Source organism: Streptomyces sp. NPDC107581, from assembly GCF_055657175.1.
In genome coordinates, this window is sequence record NZ_JBVKBH010000004.1 from 432,932 (window position 1) to 450,719 (window position 17,788).

General features: G+C 72.1%; 19 protein-coding genes. 12 read left to right on the top strand and 7 right to left on the bottom strand.

The genetic code is table 11. The features are described 5' to 3' along the window. Positions 1-32: 32 nt before the first annotated feature. From ACZ7P3_RS11940 to ACZ7P3_RS11960, 5 genes are all read left to right on the top strand, one after another. Entirely contained in the window at positions 33-2,033 is a 2,001-nt protein-coding gene (locus tag ACZ7P3_RS11940; RefSeq protein WP_472080765.1) for an N-acetylmuramoyl-L-alanine amidase, read from the top strand. A gap of 389 nt (positions 2,034-2,422) precedes the next feature. After that, positions 2,423-2,851, top strand: a complete 429-nt coding sequence (locus ACZ7P3_RS11945; RefSeq protein WP_472081056.1) for a PaaI family thioesterase — start codon at positions 2,423-2,425, stop codon at positions 2,849-2,851. Between the two features lie 41 nt (positions 2,852-2,892). Next, the gene (locus ACZ7P3_RS11950; protein ID WP_472080766.1) at positions 2,893-3,240 is read left to right on the top strand and encodes a VOC family protein; all 348 of its coding nucleotides are present in this window, start codon (positions 2,893-2,895) and stop codon (positions 3,238-3,240) included. Between the two features lie 98 nt (positions 3,241-3,338). Continuing rightward, entirely contained in the window at positions 3,339-3,698 is a 360-nt protein-coding gene (locus ACZ7P3_RS11955) for a DUF779 domain-containing protein (protein WP_472080767.1), read from the top strand. A 123-nt stretch (positions 3,699-3,821) separates the two neighbouring features. Continuing rightward, on the top strand, positions 3,822-5,009 hold the full coding sequence (locus ACZ7P3_RS11960) for a phosphodiester glycosidase family protein (RefSeq protein ID WP_472081057.1): 1,188 nt from the start codon (positions 3,822-3,824) through the stop codon (positions 5,007-5,009). 9 nt (positions 5,010-5,018) lie between these two features. Here ACZ7P3_RS11960 and ACZ7P3_RS11965 read toward each other — a convergent pair whose 3' ends face one another. The 6 genes from ACZ7P3_RS11965 to ACZ7P3_RS11990 all read right to left on the bottom strand — a co-directional run bounded on the left by ACZ7P3_RS11965 (position 5,019) and on the right by ACZ7P3_RS11990 (position 10,257). Then, positions 5,019-5,213: a hypothetical protein gene (locus ACZ7P3_RS11965; protein ID WP_362695182.1), complete on the bottom strand. Its 195-nt coding sequence runs from the start codon at positions 5,211-5,213 to the stop codon at positions 5,019-5,021. A gap of 102 nt (positions 5,214-5,315) precedes the next feature. Further along, positions 5,316-6,179, bottom strand: coding sequence for a phosphatidylinositol-specific phospholipase C/glycerophosphodiester phosphodiesterase family protein (locus tag ACZ7P3_RS11970; RefSeq protein WP_472080768.1), 864 nt, complete (start codon positions 6,177-6,179; stop codon positions 5,316-5,318). A gap of 172 nt (positions 6,180-6,351) precedes the next feature. Then, complete coding sequence (locus tag ACZ7P3_RS11975; RefSeq protein ID WP_472080769.1) at positions 6,352-7,434, bottom strand: acyl-CoA dehydrogenase family protein; 1,083 nt, start codon at positions 7,432-7,434, stop codon at positions 6,352-6,354. Further along, a complete protein-coding gene (locus ACZ7P3_RS11980) occupies positions 7,431-8,612 on the bottom strand; it encodes an acyl-CoA dehydrogenase family protein (RefSeq protein ID WP_472080770.1) in 1,182 nt (393 codons plus the stop codon). Before ACZ7P3_RS11980 ends, ACZ7P3_RS11975 begins: the two co-directional genes overlap by 4 nt. Then, positions 8,609-9,580: an NADPH:quinone oxidoreductase family protein gene (locus ACZ7P3_RS11985; protein WP_472080771.1), complete on the bottom strand. Its 972-nt coding sequence runs from the start codon at positions 9,578-9,580 to the stop codon at positions 8,609-8,611. Before ACZ7P3_RS11985 ends, ACZ7P3_RS11980 begins: the two co-directional genes overlap by 4 nt. Positions 9,581-9,666: 86 nt before the next feature. Next, the gene (locus ACZ7P3_RS11990; RefSeq protein ID WP_472080772.1) at positions 9,667-10,257 is read right to left on the bottom strand and encodes a helix-turn-helix domain-containing protein; all 591 of its coding nucleotides are present in this window, start codon (positions 10,255-10,257) and stop codon (positions 9,667-9,669) included. Positions 10,258-10,335: 78 nt separating this feature from the next. On the opposite strand from ACZ7P3_RS11990, the gene ACZ7P3_RS11995 reads away from it, so the two are divergent. The 5 genes from ACZ7P3_RS11995 to ACZ7P3_RS12015 all read left to right on the top strand — a co-directional run bounded on the left by ACZ7P3_RS11995 (position 10,336) and on the right by ACZ7P3_RS12015 (position 14,609). Then, a complete protein-coding gene (locus ACZ7P3_RS11995) occupies positions 10,336-10,851 on the top strand; it encodes an FAD-dependent oxidoreductase (RefSeq protein ID WP_472080773.1) in 516 nt (171 codons plus the stop codon). A gap of 29 nt (positions 10,852-10,880) precedes the next feature. Continuing rightward, a complete protein-coding gene (locus tag ACZ7P3_RS12000; RefSeq protein ID WP_472080774.1) occupies positions 10,881-12,419 on the top strand; it encodes an ATP-dependent DNA ligase in 1,539 nt (512 codons plus the stop codon). After that, entirely contained in the window at positions 12,416-12,889 is a 474-nt protein-coding gene (locus ACZ7P3_RS12005; protein ID WP_472080775.1) for an NUDIX hydrolase, read from the top strand. The genes ACZ7P3_RS12000 and ACZ7P3_RS12005 overlap by 4 nt, the downstream gene beginning before the upstream one ends. 75 nt (positions 12,890-12,964) lie before the next feature. Continuing rightward, positions 12,965-14,350: an NADP-dependent succinic semialdehyde dehydrogenase gene (locus ACZ7P3_RS12010; RefSeq protein ID WP_472080776.1), complete on the top strand. Its 1,386-nt coding sequence runs from the start codon at positions 12,965-12,967 to the stop codon at positions 14,348-14,350. Positions 14,351-14,375: 25 nt separating this feature from the next. After that, complete coding sequence (locus tag ACZ7P3_RS12015; protein WP_472080777.1) at positions 14,376-14,609, top strand: DUF6213 family protein; 234 nt, start codon at positions 14,376-14,378, stop codon at positions 14,607-14,609. Positions 14,610-14,668: 59 nt separating this feature from the next. Here ACZ7P3_RS12015 and ACZ7P3_RS12020 read toward each other — a convergent pair whose 3' ends face one another. Next, positions 14,669-15,331: a thiaminase II/PqqC family protein gene (locus tag ACZ7P3_RS12020; protein WP_472080778.1), complete on the bottom strand. Its 663-nt coding sequence runs from the start codon at positions 15,329-15,331 to the stop codon at positions 14,669-14,671. A 164-nt stretch (positions 15,332-15,495) separates the two neighbouring features. Here ACZ7P3_RS12020 and ACZ7P3_RS12025 point away from each other — a divergent pair, with 164 nt between their 5' ends. Together ACZ7P3_RS12025 and ACZ7P3_RS12030 are read left to right on the top strand one after the other, a co-directional pair. Further along, positions 15,496-16,560, top strand: a complete 1,065-nt coding sequence (locus tag ACZ7P3_RS12025) for a type III polyketide synthase (RefSeq protein WP_472080779.1) — start codon at positions 15,496-15,498, stop codon at positions 16,558-16,560. Further along, entirely contained in the window at positions 16,557-17,774 is a 1,218-nt protein-coding gene (locus ACZ7P3_RS12030) for a cytochrome P450 (protein ID WP_472080780.1), read from the top strand. The genes ACZ7P3_RS12025 and ACZ7P3_RS12030 overlap by 4 nt, the downstream gene beginning before the upstream one ends. Positions 17,775-17,788: the final 14 nt, after the last annotated feature.

Sequence of the window (17,788 nt, forward strand, 5' to 3'; positions counted from 1 at the left end):
TGGCCGCGCCGAACCTCGTTGGAGGCACCTCCATGAAAAAACGCGTCGCCCACCGCGCCTCCAGTGCCGTGCGCGGGCACCGGCGGATCATCTGTGTGACCGCTTCGGCGGCGCTCCTGGTGCCGTTGCTGATCGACCGCTCGGGCGAGACGGGTCCGCCGTCCGACCAGCTCCTGCAGGACGACTACACGGCCGCCGCGAACGAGTACCACGTGCCCCGAAGCGTGCTGATGGGCGTGTCCTACCTGCAGTCGAGATGGGACTCCCATCCGGGGGTCGCGAGCGTCGTCGGCGGCTACGGGCCGATGCACCTGGTGGACGGTGCCCGCGGGTCCCGGGACCAGCAGCAGCCGGGCCGGCAGAGCCCCTCGCCGCGTGCGGCGACGACCGGGCCGCCCGGCGCCGGCGAGAAGGCCTCCCCGGCCGGCCCCCTCGGGCAGCCGGCCGACCTGCAGAAGGCCGCCGGCCTGATCGGAGTCCCGGCCGACCGGCTGCGGACCGACGACGCGGCCAATGTGCGCGGCGGCGCGGCCCTCCTGGCGGCGACCCAACGGCAGCTCGGCAAGCCCCTCAGCGCCAATCCGGCGGACTGGTGGGATGCCGTGGCGCGCTTCCCGGGCACGAGCGACCGGGCGTCGGCGGCGGTGTACGCGAACGACGTCTTCGATGTGATCCACCGGGGCGCCCGCCGCACCACCGACGCCGGACAGCGGGTCAGCCTCCCCGCCAACCCCCGCGTCCGCCGGCACCCCGCACTCGCCGGGGGTGCGCAGCGGCCGAAGGACGTCGAGTGCCCGGCGGAGCTGTCCTGCTCCTGGCTCAGCGCGCCGTACGTCGAGATCGACGACGACGAGTACGGCAACCACCAGCTGGCCGACCGGCCCAGGGACCAGCGGATCGACTACATCGTCATCCACGACACCGAGGCGCCGCTGGCGTCGATGCTCCAGACCATCCAGGATCCGGAGGAGGCGTCGTGGCACTACTCCATCCGCTCCAACGACGGCCACATCACCCAGCACATCAAGATCAAGGACGCGGCCTGGCACTCGGGCAATCAATTCATGAACGCCCGCTCGATCGGCATCGAACACGAGGGGTTCCTCCGGCACCCCGACGCCTGGTACACGGAGCAGATGTACCGCTCCTCGGCCCGCCTGGTGAAGTACCTGGCGAAGAAGTACGGGGTCCCGATGGACCGGCAGCACATCTTCGGCCATGACAACGTACCGGCGCCGACCGAGGACTCCATCCCGGACATGCACGACGACCCCGGCCCCTTCTGGGACTGGCGGCACTACTTCGACCTGCTCGGCGCGCCGCTGCGGGCCACGGCCGGGCCGGACAGCGACATGGTGATGATCCTGCCGGACTTCGCCCGTCACAAGCCGCTGTACACGGGGTGCACCAGGACCGGCGTGCCGTGCGCGCCGCACGGCTCCAGCGCCGTCCGCCTGCACACCGAGCCGGACAACAACGCTCCGCTCATCCAGGACCCGGGCCGGCACCCCGACGGCGAGGACTCCACGGAGGACGTCGACGACCTGGGGTCGCGGGTCTCCACGGGCCAGACGTTCGCGGTCGCCGAACGCAGCGGCGACTGGACGGCGATCTGGTACCAGGGCCACAAGGCGTGGTTCGAGAACCCGGCGAAGCAACCGACGGCCGTCGGTGCGCGCGGCCGGATGGTGACACCGAAGGAGGGGCTGAAGGAGGTCGAGGTGTTCGGCCGTGCCCTGCCGGAGGACGACGCCTACCCGGAGGGCACGGACGAACTGCCTGAGCCCTCTCCGCTCCCGTACACCATTCGCGCGGGTCAGCGGTATGTGACGCAGTCCCGTGTGCTCGGATCCGTCCTGGAGAAGGCGACCGACGGCGCTTCCCTGTCCACGGTGGTGAAGGGCCAGGAGGCGTACTACGAGATCCAGCTCGGCCACCGGCTCGCCTACGTCCGGGCCAGCGACGTGGACGTGGTGAAAGCGTCGGCCACGGCGGGCCCGCCCGCACCCCCGGCGGGCACCCCCCTGAACTGACCCGCCGGCGGCCGGCCCCGGGGCAGTCCTGCCCGCGCTTCCTGCGGCGCTCCCGGTTCGGCCGTCGCGGGCGGTGGACCGTGTCCGACTCGCCCATGGCGGCGCGGACATGAGGCGGATCGTTCAGCGCGGCAGGGCCGGCAGATGCAGCGGCCGCCGCTCGGGCAGGGGCGCCGCCGGGTCCCTGTCGACCACCGTCAGGACCTCGTCCCGGAGCGGATGTTCGGCTGCCGTGACCAGGCGCGGCCCGGGCCGGGCCGGCCGGAGGACGAATGGTCCACGGGTGCAGTCCCGCCGGTGCACCCGCATGATGTTGACGGAAGCACCCCGTCCGCACCACCCTCGCTTCACCAGTGGAGTGAGGAGCGTGCGTGAAGGACACCGGGGACATGAAGGACACCCTCGATCTCGACGGGGCCCGCGAGGCCCTGGCGGCGCAGCCGTTCAGCGTGCTGCTCGGTGCACGGCTGGTGGCCTTCGGGGCCGGCACGGCCACGCTCGAACTCGACATGCGCGAGGAACTGCTCCAGCAGCACGGCTTCGTGCACGGCGGGGTCCTCTCCTACGCGGCGGACAACGCCCTGACCTTCGCCGCCGGTGCCGTCCTCGGCCCGCGTGTCGTCACGGCCGGATTCACCATCGACTACCTGCGCCCGGCCACCGGCACCCTGCTGCGTGCCGAGGCCCGTGTCGTCCGGGGCGGGCGCACCCGCGCCGTCTGCCGCTGCGACGTCTCCGCCGTCGGGACCGACGGCACGGCCCGGCTGTGTGCGGTGGCCCAGGGCAGCGTGTCCGTGGCCGGGCACGCGCAGAGCTAGAACGGACCACCGCACCAGCGGACCTTTCAAGGGAGCCCGATATGTACGTACGGCGTGTCGTACCGAACCTCCGCTCGACGGAGCCGGCCCGGAACGCGGAGTTCTACGGAGTGCTGGGTTTCCAGGAGGTCATGAACCACGGCTGGATCATGACGCTCGCCTCCGCCGAGAACCCGACCGTCCAGCTGAGCCTCATGAGCGAGGACCGCACCGCGCCCGTCACGCCCGATCTGAGCATCGAGGTCGAGGACGTCGACGCGGTGCATGCGGCGATGCGGGAGCGCGGCGCGGAGATCGTGCACCCGCTCACCGACGAGGAGTGGGGCGTGCGGAGGTTCTTCGTGCGGGACCCGGACGGCAGGGTGGTCAACGTCCTCAGCCACGGCTGAGCCTGCGCCACCTCCCCAAGGACGCCTGCTGGACGCGGTCCTGACGGACCGTGAGACTGGAGGGCGCCCGACTCCCCCCGCTCTCCAGGACGGTGACCATGGAAGAGGAAGTCCCCCGTGTCGAACTCACCCCGCAGGCCGCCGAGCTGGTGCGCCGGCTGCGGGCCGAGCACGGCCCGCTGATGTTCCACCAGTCCGGCGGCTGCTGCGACGGCAGCGCGCCCATGTGCTACCCGGACGGCGAGTTCCGCACCGGCGGCTCGGACGTGCTCCTCGCGGAGCTGGCGGTGGAGGGCGTCGAGGAGCCCGTGACGTTCTGGATGTCGCGGAGCCAGTACGAGGCATGGAGCCACACCCGGCTGATCGTGGACGTGGTACCCGGACGGGGGAGCGGATTCTCGCTGGAGGCACCCGAGGGGGTGCGTTTTCTCACCCGTTCTCGCGTAGTCGACGCCTAGGCACCCCGAAGGCCATCGCCGTCTGGTGCACTTCCCCTGAGTCCTGGGAGAGTTGACGAGTCATCAGGGGGCGCAGTGACGCGCGATCGGCGGCAGACGGCAGCAGGCAGATCGGTTCTCACGATCCTCACGGCGTTCGGTGTACTGGCCGGTGCGGCCCTGGCGGGGGCGGCACCGGCCGGTGCCGTACCGCTGGGCACACGGGTCGCGCCGGGTGTCACGTACCGGCAGTTCGACATCGCGGCGGCGGCAGGAGAGACACACGCCCACCTGCTCACCGTCGACCTGGACAATCCGCATGTCCGGCTGGACCTGCTGTACCCGGGGACGGTGGCCGCCCGCGCGACCGTCTCGAAGCTGGCCGACTCGGCCGGCGCGGTCGCCGGGATCAACGGCGACTTCTTCAACATCACCGAGACCCAGCACCCGGGCGTCGAGGCGACGGGCGCGACCGTGGGACCGGCGATCGCGGGCGAGCAGGTGCTGAAGGCGGCGGTGCCGGTCGGCCAGCGGTTCGGGCCTTCGCTGCCGCCCGGGACCACCACGACGGACGTCTTCGGCGTGGGCACCGACCGGCGGGCCCGCATGGACCGCCTCACGCTCACCGGCTCCGTCACCACGCCCGAGGGGCGGTTCCCGCTCAAGGGCCTCAACCAGTACGCGCTGCCGGAGAACTCCGTCGGCGCCTTCACCTCCCGGTGGGGCATCGCCTCACGGGTGCGGGCGATCTGCGGCACGGACACCGACCGGGCGGCGGCGTGCAGCACGGACACCTACGAGGTGACGGTGAAGGGCGGCAAGGTGGTCTCCGCGTCCGACACACCGGGCAGCGGTTCCATCGCCGCGGACACCACCGTCCTGGTGGGCCGTGAGGAGGGCGCTCAGCAGCTGCGCAAGCTGTCGGCCGGCGACCGGGTGAGCGTCACGCACGGCCTGGTGGCGGCCACCGCCAAGGTTCCCTACGCGTTCGCGATCGGCGGCTACCCTGTGCTGCGCGGCGGTACGCCGCTGTCCGGTCTCGACGCCTCCACCTCGGCCGTGCGCACGGTCGTGGGTTTCGCGGACGGCGGGCACCGGATGCTGCTTCTCGCGCTGGACGGAGCCGCCGCCTACCGCACCGGCATGACCGTCGCCGAAGAGGCGGCCGCCATGAAGGCTCTGGGCGCATCCGACGCGTTCAACCTCGACGGCGGCGGTTCCAGCGAGATGGTCACCCGGGACACGGGCGCGAGCAGCGTGACGGTGCGCAACCACCCGAGCGGCGGCGCCGAACGGCCCGTACCGGACGGCATCGGGGTCTTCTCGTCCTGACCCTGCGGTTCAGGGCCGCAGACTGCTCACCAGCTCGGCGGTCGCGGTGAGCCCGCTGTGGATGGTGGGCGCCATGCTGGTGCTGGCCAGATAGAAGCCGAGCAGCATGCAGACCAGGGCGTGCGAGACCTTCAGCGCGCCGTTGCGCATGAAGATCACGGCAATGATCAGGAGCAACAGCACCACAGAGATGGAAACGGCCATCGGGAACCTCCTCCGCCACGCCCCATGAGCGGCGTTCGGCCGCAAGTGTGGCGTAGCGGAGGGTTCGTCCGGGCGGCTGACATGTCCCCCGATCGTGTGGTGTCAGGCGGACGTGTGTGCGTCGAGGAACGCCTCCAGACCGGCGAGGTCGTCGGTGTTGAGGAAGTCGACGCCGCCTGCGAGGAGTTCCGTCCACAGGGCGTCCCGGGCCGGTCCGGCCGCGTCCGGTGTGGCCCAGAACCGGACCGTCCGACCGCGCCGGTGGGCGGCGGCGGTGATGCCGCGCAGCCTGTGCCGCTCGGCGTCCGGGAAGGCGCCCTCGCCCCGCCAGGTGAAGTTCGCCGTCCAGTCCTCGCTGATGAGCGGGATGAAGGTGGCGGGAGCCGCGCTGCCGAGGTCGGTGAGCCGGCCGTCGTAGAAGGCGCGGCGCTCGGTCTGGGCCTCCATGGGCGTACGGGCCGCCCGGTCGCCGGAGACGACGGCGGTGACCGGGCCCGGGTGGACCCGGCCGTGCGCGTACCGGGTGAACAGGTCTGGGTATCGCCTGAGGTGCCGGTCGAGTTCGAGGTACGTCGAGGAGCCCTCGGTCTTGATGTCGATGAGGAGCTGGAGCGGCCGGCGCCACCCCCGGTACACACGGCCGCGGTTGGTCCTGACGCGGGCGGTGAGGGGGTCGAGGTAGAGCGATTCGAGGGTGCGGGTCGGATCCAGCTCGGAGGGGTCGTGGCCGATGAGGAGCTGGTCGCCGACGAGGAAGATGTCGGCCTCGACGCTGCCGAAGCGGTGGTCGAGGGCGTCGGACAGGGGCCGCGGGTGCTCGTAGTCGTTGTGGGCGTGTGCGTTCCACAGCGGGCGCGGGCCGTGGTGGCCGTCACCCGCCCGGGCGTCGGCGGCGGGCAGGGCGAGGGCGCCGGTGAGGGCGGCGCCGAGGGTGGTGAGGGCTCTGCGACGGGTGGTGAGGGCCATGCTCTGCCTCCCATGAGGGGCCGGATGGGACCGGGGAGAGTATGCGTGCTCTCGCCACCCAACAGGGCTCGCCCCGAGGGGAGTTGGCCGGACTGCTGCCCTCTGTTCACCTCGCCGGAGCGCGCGCACGAAAAAGCCCGCCCCAGGTGGGGCGGGCTTCACGCGCCGTGGGTCAGGGTGCCTGGAGGTCGACCAGTTCGGCCAGTGCCTCCCGGTGTGCGCCCGCGGTGCCGTAGGCGATCGAGTCGGCCTTGGCCCGCTTGAGGTACAGGTGGATCGGGTGCTCCCAGGTCATGCCGATGCCGGCGTGCAACTGCAGCGCCTCCTCGGCGGCGTGGACGGCGACGGGCGCCGCGTACGCCTGCGCGACGGCGACCGTGACGTCGGTGTCCTCGCCCGAGGCCAGCGCGGCCGCGGCGGCGCGGGCGGCGGCCCTGAGGCTGACGACCTCCAGCCACAGCTGGGCGAGCCGGTGCTTGAGCGCCTGGAAGCCGCCGACCGGCCGGTTGAACTGCTTGCGCTCCTTCAGATACCGGACCGCCTCGGTCAACGCCCATTCGGCGACGCCCAGTTGCTCGGAGGCGAGCAGTCCGGCGGCGGCGCGCAGGGCGCGTCGTACGGCGGGCTCGGCGTCACCGAGGCGGCGGCCGGACGCGCCGTCGAGGGTGACGGTGGCGAGGGGACGGGTCAGGTCGAGGGAGAGCTGCGGGGTGACGGTCACGGCGGAGGCGTCGACCGCGTACAGGCCGCCGTCGTCCGCGGGCACGAGCAACAGATCGGCGACCACCGCATCGGCGATGCCCGTCAACTCCCCGTGCAGCGAGCCACCTTCGATCCGTACGGCCTTGAAGGGGGCGCCGGGAGCGGTGTGCAGCCCCACGGCGAGCGCGCCCACCGTGGTCGCGGACGCCAGCCGGGTGAGGAGGTCGTCGGCCCCGCACTCCAGCAGCGCCTCCGTGGCGACCACCGCGCTCGTCAGGTACGGGACGGGCGCGACCGCTCGGCCCAGCTCCTCGAGGACGACGGCGGCCTCCCGGTGCGTGGCGCCCTGGCCGTCCAGCTCCTCCGGGATCAGCAGGCCCGCGAGGCCCATTCCGCCGGCCAGCGTCTTCCACAGCGAGAGGTCGTGCGGTGCGTCCGACTCGGTGCGGGCGATCACCGCGGCCGGGTCGCAGTGGTCGGTCAGCAGGTCCCGCACCGCCGACCGCAGTGCCTCTTCCTCCTCGGAGTGGAGGAGATCCGGCTGTGTGCTCATCGGGCGAGGTCCTTCCAGGCGACGTCCTTGTCGGTGCGCGGCTCGGCCGGCAGGCCCAGGACGCGCTCGGCGACGATGTTCAGCAGAATCTCGCTGGTCCCGCCCTCGATGCTGTTGCCCTTGGCGCGCAGGTAGCGGTATCCGGCGTCGCGGCCGGTGAAGTCGACCAGCTCGGGGCGGCGCATGGTCCAGTCGTCGTAGAGCAGACCTTCCTCGCCGCGGAGTTCGACCTCCAGGCCGCTGATCTCCTGGTTGAGGCGGGCGAAGGCGAGTTTCATGCCGGCGCCCTCGGGGCCGGGCTGCCCGGCGACGAGCTGCTGACGCAGGCGCTCGGCGGTGAGACGGGAGACCTCGGCCTCGACCCACAGCTTCAGCAGCCGCTGGTGCAGGTCGTGGGTGCGCAGTTCGGGGCGTTCGCGCCAGGTCTTCGCGACCGGGCCGATCATGCCGCCCTCGCGGGGGAGCCGCATGCCGCCGATGGCGACGCGTTCGTTGTTGAGCGTGGTCTGGGCGACCCGCCAGCCGTCGCCGATCTCGCCGAGGCGCCGGGAGTCGGGGATGCGGACGCCGGTGAGGAAGACCTCGTTGAACTCGGCCTCGCCGGTGATCTGGCGCAGCGGCCGCACCTCGACACCGGGATCGGTCATGTCGCAGAGGAAGTAGGTGATGCCCTGGTGCTTGGGCAGGTCCGGGTCGGTGCGGGCGATGAGGATGGCCCAGCGGGCGAGGTGGGCGCTGGACGTCCACACCTTCTGCCCGTCGACCACCCACTCGTCGCCCTCACGGACCGCCCGGGTGCCGAGTGCGGCCAGGTCGGAGCCGGCACCGGGCTCGCTGAACAGCTGGCACCAGACCTCCTCCCCGGTCCACAGCGGCCGCAGATAGCGCCGCTTCTGCTCCTCGGTGCCGTAGCGCAGGACGGTCGGGGCGGCCATGCCGAGGCCGATGCCGATGCGCCGCGGATCGTTGTCCGGGGCGCCCGCGGCCTCCAGCTCGGCGTCCACCACGGCCTGCAGGGCGCGCGGGGCGCCGAGTCCGCCGAGGCCCTCCGGGTAGTGCACCCAGGCCAGCCCGGCGTCGAAGCGGGCCCGCAGGAAGTCCAGGCGGTCGGTCGTGGCGGGCGGATGTGCGGCCAGCAACTCCCTGGTGCGGCGGCGCAGTTCTCCGGCGTCGGTCATGCGGCGGCTCCGTTCTCCATCAGTACGGCGATCCGTCCGGTGGTCACACCGTCGGCGACCCGCTGTACGGCCTCGGCGGCACCGGCCAGCGGCACCCGCTCGCTGACCAGCGGCTTGATCGCGCCCCGCGCGGCCAGCTCGGTGAGCTGCTCGTGGCAGTGCAGGATCAGCTTCGGGTTCTTGGTGTTGTACAGGCCCCAGTGGAGGCCGAGGATCGAGTAGTTCTTCACCAGGGCGTGGTTGAGCGCGGGGCTCGGCACGGTGCCGCTGGCGAAGCCGACGACGACGATCCGGCCCTCGAAGGCGACCACCTTGGCGGACTGGGCGTAGGCGGCGCCACCGACGGGGTCGTAGACGACGTCGGCGCCGCGGCCGCCGGTGGCTTCCTTCACGGCCGCGATCACGTCCTCGCTGCGGCGGTCCACGACCACGTCACAGCCCAGCTCGCGGGCGACGGCCGCCTTGCCGGCGCCGCCCACGACGCCGATCACGGTGGCGCCGGCCGCCTTGCCGAGCTGCACGGCCGCGCTGCCGACCCCGCCGGCGGCGGCGTGCACGAGGAGGGTCTCCCCCGCTTCCAGACGGGCCCTGCGGTGCAGACCGAACCAGCCCGTCTGGTAGCCGATGTGCAGCGCGGCGGCCTCCGCGTCGTCCAGTGACTCGGGCGCGGGCAGCAGCGCGCGGGCGTCCGCGAGGGTGTACTCGGCGAGACCGCCGTGGGGCAGCGCGGGGTTGGCGATCACCCGGCGGCCGTCCTCGGTCTCGGCGCAGATCTCCACGCCGGGGGTGAAGGGCAGCGGCGGTCGCACCTGGTACTGGCCCCGGCACAGCAGTGCGTCCGGGAAGTTGATGTTGGCGGCGAGCACGCGCAGCAGCACCTGGCCGTCGCCGGGCGTGGGCCGCTCCACCTCCGCCAGGCGCATCACCTCGCTCGGCTCGCCGTTCTCGTGTACTTGCCATGCCTGCATGCGGGGCCTCCACGGGACTGCTTCGTCTGACCGGGTCCGATGGCATACTAAGCGGTCGCTTGCCCATCAGGGAACAGCGGAACGCGTCAGGTGCGAGTCGGCCGCGCCCGTACGTGCATCCGCTCCCCCTGCGGCCCGAACAGACTGAGGAACTCCGCCGGCCCCTCCCCGGTCGATCCGAACCAGTGCGGCACCCGCGTGTCGAACTCGGCCGCCTCCCCCGACGACAGCACCACGTCGTGTTCTCCGAGCACCAGCCGGAGCTTGCCCGAGAGCACGTACAGCCACTCGTACCCCTCGTGGGTGCGCGGCTCCGGCTCCTGCCTGCGCTGCGGTTCGAGGACCTTGAAGGCCTGCAGGCCGCCGGGCTGGCGGGTCAGCGGCCAGAAGGTGCGGCCGTGCAGTTCGAGGGGGGCCGCCCGTACCCGGGGGTCGCCGACCGGCGGGGCGCCGACCAGCTCGTCCAGCGGTACCTGGTGGGCCTGGGCGATGGGCAGCAGCAGCTCCAGGCTGGGCTTGCGCAGACCGGACTCCAGCCGGGACAGGGTGCTGACGGAGATTCCGGTCGCCTCGGACAGGGCCGCCAGGGTCACCTCCCGCTCCTTTCGGATCCGCCGCAGCCGTGGGCCCACGCCCGCCAGAACCTCTCCGGTGCTCTCCGTACTCGTATCCGTCATAACAGAATTGCAGAATCAGCAAGGAATTTTGTCAATACGGCAGCTGCTGGGCGACCGTCGGCCGCGGAGGTGGTCACCATGGCCGAGAGGCTCGACGGGAGCTGTGAAGTGGTCGTCGTCGGGGGCGGCGCGGCGGGGCTGTCCGCCGCACTGGTGCTGGGCCGGGCCCGGCGCCGCACGCTGGTCGTCGACGCGGGCGAGCCGCGCAACGCGCCGTCCGCGCACTTGCAGGGCTATCTGTCCCGGGACGGCATGGCGCCCGCCGAGTTCCTGGCCGTCGGGCGCGAGGAGATCGCCCGGTACGGGGTGGAGCTGGTCCGGGACCGGGTCGTGCTCGCGGCCCGGGGCGAGGACTTCACCGTGTCGCTGGCGAGCGGTCGCAGCGTGCGGGCGCGGCAGCTGGTCGTCGCCACCGGCAGCTACCCGGTGATCGACGAGCGGGGCCTGACGAGCGTGCCCGGGCTGTGGGCGGCGGGCAACGCGAGCGGCTTCGCCGAGCAGGTGGTGAACGCGGTCAGCCGCGGCTACCGGGCGGGGGCCGCGATCAACGGGGAGCTGCTCTTCGCCGACCTCGACGCGGCCGCCCGGGTGTAGAGCCCGCACCCGCGGTGCACCATGACTGCATGCTGCTGACCCGGCTCGCGGAGGTGTCCCGGGAGGTCGCCGCGACGGCGGCCCGGTCCCGCAAGACCGCCCTGCTCGCGGAGCTGTTCCGGGACGCGGAGGCGGACGACGTGCCGATCGTCATCCCCTATCTGGCCGGACGGCTCCCCCAGGGGCGGCTCGGCGTCGGCTGGAAGGTGCTGAGCCGCCCGGTCCCGCCGGCCGCCGGACCCTCCCTCACCGTGCGGGAGGTCGACGCCCGGCTCAGCGAGCTGGGCAAGGTGTCCGGGCCCGGCTCCCAGGCGGAACGGGTCCGGATCGTCGGCGAGCTGATGGGCGCGGCCACCGCGGAGGAGCAGCGCTTCCTGCTCGGCCTGCTCACCGGCGAGGTCCGCCAGGGGGCGCTGGACGCGGTCGCGGTGGAGGGCCTCGCCCGGGCGAGGGGCGCGGACCCGGGGGACGTACGGCGGGCGGTGATGCTCGCCGGGTCGCTGCAGACGGTGGCCGAGGCCCTGCTCGCGGAGGGGCCCGGTGCGCTGGAGCGGTTCCGGCTCACCGTCGGCGGCCCGGTGCTGCCGATGCTGGCGCACAGCGCCTCCTCGGTCGCCGAGGCCGTCGACAAGCTGGGCTCGTGCGCGGTGGAGGAAAAGCTGGACGGCATCCGCGTCCAGGTCCACCGGGACGGCGACACGGTACGGATCCACACCCGCACCCTGGACGACATCACCGACCGGCTGCCCGAAGTGACCGCCGCCGCCCGGGAGCTGGCGGGCGACCGCTTCATCCTGGACGGCGAGGTGATCTCCTTCGGCAGCGACGGCCGCCCGCGCTCCTTCCAGGAGACGGCGGGCCGGGTCGGCTCCCGGACGGACGTGGCGAGGGCCGCCGAGGAGGTGCCGGTCTCCCCCGTCTTCTTCGACGCCCTGGCGGTCGACGGCCGCGACCTGCTCGACCTGCCCTTCGCCGAGCGGCACGCGGCGCTGGCCGGCCTGGTGCCGGAGCCGATGCGGGTGCGCCGGACGGTGGTGTCCGGTCCGCGGCAGGTCGCCGAGGCGGAACGGTTCCTCGCCGACGCCCTGGCCCGCGGCCACGAGGGCGTGGTCGTCAAGGCGCTGGACGCCCCCTACAGCGCGGGCCGGCGCGGTGCCTCCTGGCTGAAGGTGAAGCCCGTGCACACGCTCGACCTGGTCGTGCTGGCCGCCGAGTGGGGCCACGGCCGCCGCACCGGCCGGCTCTCCAACCTCCACCTCGGCGCCCGCAACCCCGACGGCACCTTCGCGATGCTCGGCAAGACCTTCAAGGGCATGACCGACGCGATGCTCGTCTGGCAGACCGGAAAGCTCCGGCAGCTGGCCGTGCGGGACAACGGACGGGTGGTCACCGTACGCCCCGAACTCGTCGTGGAGATCGCCTACGACGGACTGCAGCGCTCCACCCGCTACCCGGCCGGCGTCACCCTGCGCTTCGCCCGCGTCGTCCGCTACCGCGAGGACAAACGGCCCGAGGAGGCCGATACCGTGGAGTCCCTGCTGGCGGCCCACCCGGAGGTCACACCGTGACGGTACGGACGACGAAGCGCAGCGCCGGACTGCTGCTGTTCCGGCACACCGACGACGGGGTGCAGGTGCTGCTCGGCCATATGGGCGGACCGTTCTTCGCGAAGAAGGACGCGGGCGCGTGGACCGTACCCAAGGGCGAGTACGAGCCGGACGAGACCGCCTGGGAGGCGGCCCGCCGCGAGTTCCGGGAGGAGCTGGGGCTGGAGCCGCCCGACGGGCAGGCCGTGGCGCTCGGCGAGGTCGTGCAGACCAACGGCAAGATCGTCACCGCCTGGGCGATCGAGGCCGACCTGGACCCGGCGGCGATCGACCCCGGCACCTTCACCATGGAGTGGCCGCCGAGGTCCGGCCGCACGCAGGAGTTCCCGGAGCTGGACCGGGTGGCGTGGTTCGCTCCCGGCCGGGCCCGTGAGGTGATCGTCCCGGCGCAGGCGGCGTTTCTCGACCGGCTGGCGGAGCACTCGGGCTGAACAGGGGACCACGCGTTGCGGTCGGCAGCCCCGCGCGCGAAGGTCGAAGCAAGCCCGCTCCCAGGGAGGTCAGCCATGCCCATCGCGACGGTGAACCCGGCGAACGGCGAGACGCTCAAGTCGTACGAGCCCATGGGCGAGGAAGAGCTGGAACGCCGGCTCCAGCTCGCCGAGGCCACGTTCCGCACCTACCGGACGACCGCCTTCGCCGATCGCTCCCGGATGCTGAACAGGGCCGCCGGTCTGCTGGAGGAGGACCAGCAGGAGATCGGCCGGATCATGACCACCGAGATGGGCAAGCCGGTCAAACAGGCCCGTGCGGAGGCCGCGAAGTGCGCCAAGGCGATGCGCTGGTACGCCGAGCGGGCCGAGGGACTGCTGGCCGACGAGGAACCCGCCGAGACGGACGTGCGGGACTCCGGCGCCTCCCGGGTCCGGGTCCGCTACCGGCCGCTGGGGCCCGTCCTCGCCGTGATGCCCTGGAACTTCCCCCTCTGGCAGGTGATCCGCTTCGCCGCGCCCGCGCTGATGGCGGGCAATGTGGGCCTGCTCAAGCACGCCTCGAACGTCCCCCAGACCGCCCTGTACCTGGAGGACCTCTTCCACCGGGCGGGCTTCGAGGAGGGCTGCTTCCAGACCCTGTTGATCGGCTCGGGAGCGGTCGACGGCGTCCTGCGCGACGAACGGGTGAAGGCCGCGACCCTCACGGGCAGCGAGCCGGCCGGACGGGCGGTCGCCGCCACCTGCGGCGAGATGATCAAGAAGACGGTGCTGGAGCTGGGCGGAAGCGACCCGTACATCGTCATGCCCTCCGCCGACCTGGACCGGGCGGCCGAGGTCGCCGTGACCGCGCGGGTGCAGAACAACGGGCAGTCGTGCATCGCCGCCAAGCGGTTCATCGTGCACGCCGACGTGTACGACGCCTTCGCCGAGAAGTTCGCCGGGGGCATGCGGGCTCTGAAGGTCGGCGACCCGCTGGAGGAGGACACCGACGTCGGACCGCTCTCCAGCGAGCAGGGCCGCAGCGACCTGGAGGAGCTGGTCGACGACGCGAAGCGCAGCGGTGCCGAGGTGCTGTGCGGCGGGCAGCGCCCGGACGGGCCGGGCTGGTACTACCCGCCGACGGTACTGGCGGGCATCACCCGCGAGATGCGCATCCACCGCGAGGAGGCGTTCGGGCCGGTCGCCACGCTGTACCGGGCCGGCGACACGGACGAGGCGGTACTGATCGCCAACGACTCGCCGTTCGGGCTCAGTTCGAACGTGTGGACGCGGGACGACGACGAGGTGGAGCGGTTCGCACGGGACCTGGAGGCGGGTGCCGTCTACGTCAACGGCATGACCGCCTCCCATCCCGCGTTCCCGTTCGGGGGTGTGAAGAGGTCCGGATACGGGCGTGAGCTGTCCGAGCACGGAATCCGGGAGTTCTGCAACATCACCACGGTTTGGCAGGGTGCGTGAGCGCCGCGCGGCTACCATCCCGTTTGTGAACCGCGAAGTGACCCTGCCTCTGATCGTCGACGACCGCGGTACCTTGCAGGTGGCTGCGGCCGATGTGAGTAAGTTGTTGCGGACCGTGGGTGCGCGGTGGCTGCACCTCGTCGAGGACGGGGAGCAGGAGCTCGACGAGCATACGGTCGCCGCGTTGACCATCGAGCTGGCCAAGCTCGCGGACCGTATCGACGTGGCGTGCATCGCGCACAGCAGCGGGGCGCCGTAGGGAGCCGCGGCGTTCCGGGTGCGGGTGCGCGGGGTTGATCACGCAGTCCCCCGCGCCGCTCAGTGGGCGGCGGTCAGTGAGTCCCAGAACATCGACTCGTACACCTGGAGCAGACGGCCGTACCGATGGGCCGCAGCCTCGTCCAGGCGGCCTTCGTGCAGCGCCGCCTCCACCGCCGCCGTCGCCTGGCGGTCCAGGTCGGGGGCCGGCTGGGCGAAGAAGTCGAAGAAGGCACAGGCCTCGGCCGTGAATCCGTAGTGACGGCGCAGGGCCTCGGCGATGCGTGCGCAATAACCGCCCCACGCCGAGAAGTTGGCGGTCAGCGCGAGGATCACGTCCGCCGGGGAGCCGTTGAGGGCCAGCCAGGACACATAGGCGGGGTAGGCCTGGCAGCCGGGCAGGGGCTCGTAGGCGCGCATCCGCTCGGCGGTCACCCCGCACGCCTCGGCGAACGCGGTGAGCCGTTCCCCGGCCAGCGTCTCGCCCTCGGCGAGCGAGGCGAAGAAGGCCGCCGCGGCGGGGGTTTCGGCGGCACGTTCGGCCAGGTGTGCGAAGGAGCGGTGGTCCGCGGCGATCACCCACCGCTGTTCCAGGGCCAGGGCTTCGAGGATCCCGCGGCTCGCCCCGCCCCGGGTGATCGCCGCCACGAGCGGATTGGCCTCCGGGTCCTGGGCGAGTCGGGCGGTCGTCGAGGCCAGTAGTCCAGCGGCCGAGAGCGTCATCGGGTCCTCCGTCGAATCGTGCGGGCTCCAGGTCCGATCCCTACCCGTTGTCCCCGATTCGGAGTAATCCGACGAGAGATAGTCGCTCCCTCGGGTGAACCTGGGTGGACCACCTTCTGACCGGTGGGCAGAGGCCTGCCGGACGGCGAAAGCAGGGACGGCTCATGGCGACTTTGTGCAGACCCTCGGTGTCCGTACCAGAACACGTGATCACGATGGAGGAGACGCTGGAGCTTGCACGCGAGCACCACGCAGACCACCCCCAGCTCCCGCTGGCCCTCCGGCTGATCGAGAACACGGGCGTCCGCACCCGGCACATCGTGCAGCCCATCGAGGAGACCCTGAAGCACCCCGGGTTCGAGGACCGCAACAAGCTCTACGAGGCCGAGGCCAAGGCCCGTGTCCCGGCGGTGATCCAGCGGGCGCTCGACGAGGCGGAGCTGCTCACCTCCGACGTCGACGTCATCATCTACGTGTCGTGCACGGGCTTCATGATGCCCTCGCTGACCGCGTGGCTGATCAACGAGATGGACTTCCCGAGCACCACCCGCCAGCTCCCCATAGCCCAGCTGGGCTGTGCGGCCGGCGGTGCGGCCATCAACCGGGCCCACGACTTCTGTTCGGCCTACCCCGAGGGCAACGCGCTCATCGTGGCCTGCGAGTTCTGCTCGCTGTGCTACCAGCCCACCGACCTCGGCGTCGGCTCGCTGCTCTCCAACGGCCTGTTCGGCGACGGCATCGCCGCGGCCGTGGTGCGCGGCCGGGGCGGCACGGGCGTCCAGCTCGAACGCAACGGCTCGTACCTGATCCCCAAGACCGAGGACTGGATCGCGTACGACGTCCGGGCCACCGGCTTCCACTTCCTGCTGGACAAGCGGGTGCCGACCACCATGGAGCCGCTCGCCCCGGCGCTCCAGGACCTCGCGGGCACACACGGCTGGGACGCCGCCGACCTGGACTTCTACATCATCCACGCGGGCGGGCCCCGAATACTCGACGACCTGAGCAAGTTCCTCCAGGTCGACCCGCACGCCTTCCGGTTCAGCCGGTCCACGCTCACCGAGTACGGCAACATCGCCAGCGCCGTCGTCCTGGACGCGCTGCGCCGGCTGTTCGACGAGGGCGGTGCCGAGCACCGGGCACGCGGGCTGCTGGCCGGGTTCGGGCCCGGCATCACCGCCGAGATGACCGTGGGCCGCTGGGTCCAGAACGACGAGATGAGACGATGAGCGAAGAGACCCTCACCGAGACTCCCCTGCCCGTGGTCCGGCACTGGCCGGCCGCCGACCTGCCCGGGACGGATTTCGACCCGGTGCTGGCGGAGCTGATGCACGAGGGTCCCGTCTCCCGCATCCAGCTTCCCAACGGCGAGGGCTGTGCGTGGCTGGTCACCCGCTACGACGACGTGCGCATGGTGGCCAACGACCCCCGCTTCAGCCGCGAGGCGGTCATGGGCAGACAGGTCACCCGGCTCGCCCCGCACTTCATCCCGGACCGGGGAGCGGTCGGGTTCCTCGACCCGCCCGACCACACCCGGCTGCGCCGCTCGGTGGCCGCCGCGTTCACCGCGAAGGGCGTCGAGCGGGTCCGTGAGAGGTCGCGCGGCATGCTGGACGAGCTGGTCGACGAACTCCTCCAGGACGGCCCGCCGGCCGACCTCACGGCGACGGTACTCAGCCCGTTCCCGATCGCGGTGATCTGCGAGCTGATGGGCGTCCCGGCCGCCGACCGGCACGGCATGCACACCTGGACGCAGCTGATCCTGTCCTCCGCGCACGGCAAGGAGCTCAGCGAGAAGGCCAAGCGCGAGATGAGCGCGTACTTCTCCGACCTCATCGCGCTGCGCGAGGGCAGCACGGCCGAGGACGTCACCTCGCTGCTCGGTGCCGCCGTGGGCCGGGGCGAGGTCACGCCGGAGGAGGCCGTCGGCCTGGCCATGCTGCTCCAGATCGGGGGCGAGGCGGTCACCAACAACAGCGGGCAGATGTTCTATCTGCTGCTGACCCGCCCGGACCTGGTCGACCGGCTGCGCTCCGAACCGGAGATCCGTCCGAGGGCCATCGACGAGCTGCTGCGTTACATCCCGCACCGCAACGCCGTGGGCCTGTCCCGGATCGCGACGGAGGACGTGGAGATCAGGGGCTCCCGCATCCGCGCGGGCGATCCGGTCTACGTCTCCTACCTGGCCGCCAACCGAGATCCGGAGGTCTTCCCCGATCCGGAGCGCGTCGACTTCTCCCGCAGCCCCAACCCCCATGTGGCGTTCGGGTTCGGCCCGCACTACTGCCCCGGCGGCATGCTGGCCCGGCTGGAGTCGGAGCTGCTGGTCGACGCCCTGCTGGACCGGGTGCCGGGTCTGAGGCTCGCCGTACTCCCGAACCAGGTGCCCTTCAGGAAGGGCGCGCTGATCCGGGGGCCCGAGGCCCTTCCGGTGACCTGGTGAGCGGGCCATGACCG

Excerpts from the sequence above, each read along its gene's own strand:
- ACZ7P3_RS11940 (WP_472080765.1), top strand. The coding sequence starts at position 33 with ATGAAAAAACGCGTCGCCCACCGCGCCTCCAGTGCCGTGCGCGGGCAC.
- ACZ7P3_RS11945 (WP_472081056.1), top strand. The coding sequence starts at position 2,423 with ATGAAGGACACCCTCGATCTCGACGGGGCCCGCGAGGCCCTGGCGGCG.
- ACZ7P3_RS11950 (WP_472080766.1), top strand. The coding sequence starts at position 2,893 with ATGTACGTACGGCGTGTCGTACCGAACCTCCGCTCGACGGAGCCGGCC.
- ACZ7P3_RS11955 (WP_472080767.1), top strand. The coding sequence starts at position 3,339 with ATGGAAGAGGAAGTCCCCCGTGTCGAACTCACCCCGCAGGCCGCCGAG.
- ACZ7P3_RS11965 (WP_362695182.1), bottom strand. The coding sequence starts at position 5,213 with ATGGCCGTTTCCATCTCTGTGGTGCTGTTGCTCCTGATCATTGCCGTG.
- ACZ7P3_RS11970 (WP_472080768.1), bottom strand. The coding sequence starts at position 6,179 with ATGGCCCTCACCACCCGTCGCAGAGCCCTCACCACCCTCGGCGCCGCC.
- ACZ7P3_RS11975 (WP_472080769.1), bottom strand. The coding sequence starts at position 7,434 with ATGAGCACACAGCCGGATCTCCTCCACTCCGAGGAGGAAGAGGCACTG.
- ACZ7P3_RS11980 (WP_472080770.1), bottom strand. The coding sequence starts at position 8,612 with ATGACCGACGCCGGAGAACTGCGCCGCCGCACCAGGGAGTTGCTGGCC.
- ACZ7P3_RS11985 (WP_472080771.1), bottom strand. The coding sequence starts at position 9,580 with ATGCAGGCATGGCAAGTACACGAGAACGGCGAGCCGAGCGAGGTGATG.
- ACZ7P3_RS11990 (WP_472080772.1), bottom strand. The coding sequence starts at position 10,257 with ATGACGGATACGAGTACGGAGAGCACCGGAGAGGTTCTGGCGGGCGTG.
- ACZ7P3_RS11995 (WP_472080773.1), top strand. The coding sequence starts at position 10,336 with ATGGCCGAGAGGCTCGACGGGAGCTGTGAAGTGGTCGTCGTCGGGGGC.
- ACZ7P3_RS12000 (WP_472080774.1), top strand. The coding sequence starts at position 10,881 with ATGCTGCTGACCCGGCTCGCGGAGGTGTCCCGGGAGGTCGCCGCGACG.
- ACZ7P3_RS12010 (WP_472080776.1), top strand. The coding sequence starts at position 12,965 with ATGCCCATCGCGACGGTGAACCCGGCGAACGGCGAGACGCTCAAGTCG.
- ACZ7P3_RS12020 (WP_472080778.1), bottom strand. The coding sequence starts at position 15,331 with ATGACGCTCTCGGCCGCTGGACTACTGGCCTCGACGACCGCCCGACTC.
- ACZ7P3_RS12025 (WP_472080779.1), top strand. The coding sequence starts at position 15,496 with ATGGCGACTTTGTGCAGACCCTCGGTGTCCGTACCAGAACACGTGATC.
- ACZ7P3_RS12030 (WP_472080780.1), top strand. The coding sequence starts at position 16,557 with ATGAGCGAAGAGACCCTCACCGAGACTCCCCTGCCCGTGGTCCGGCAC.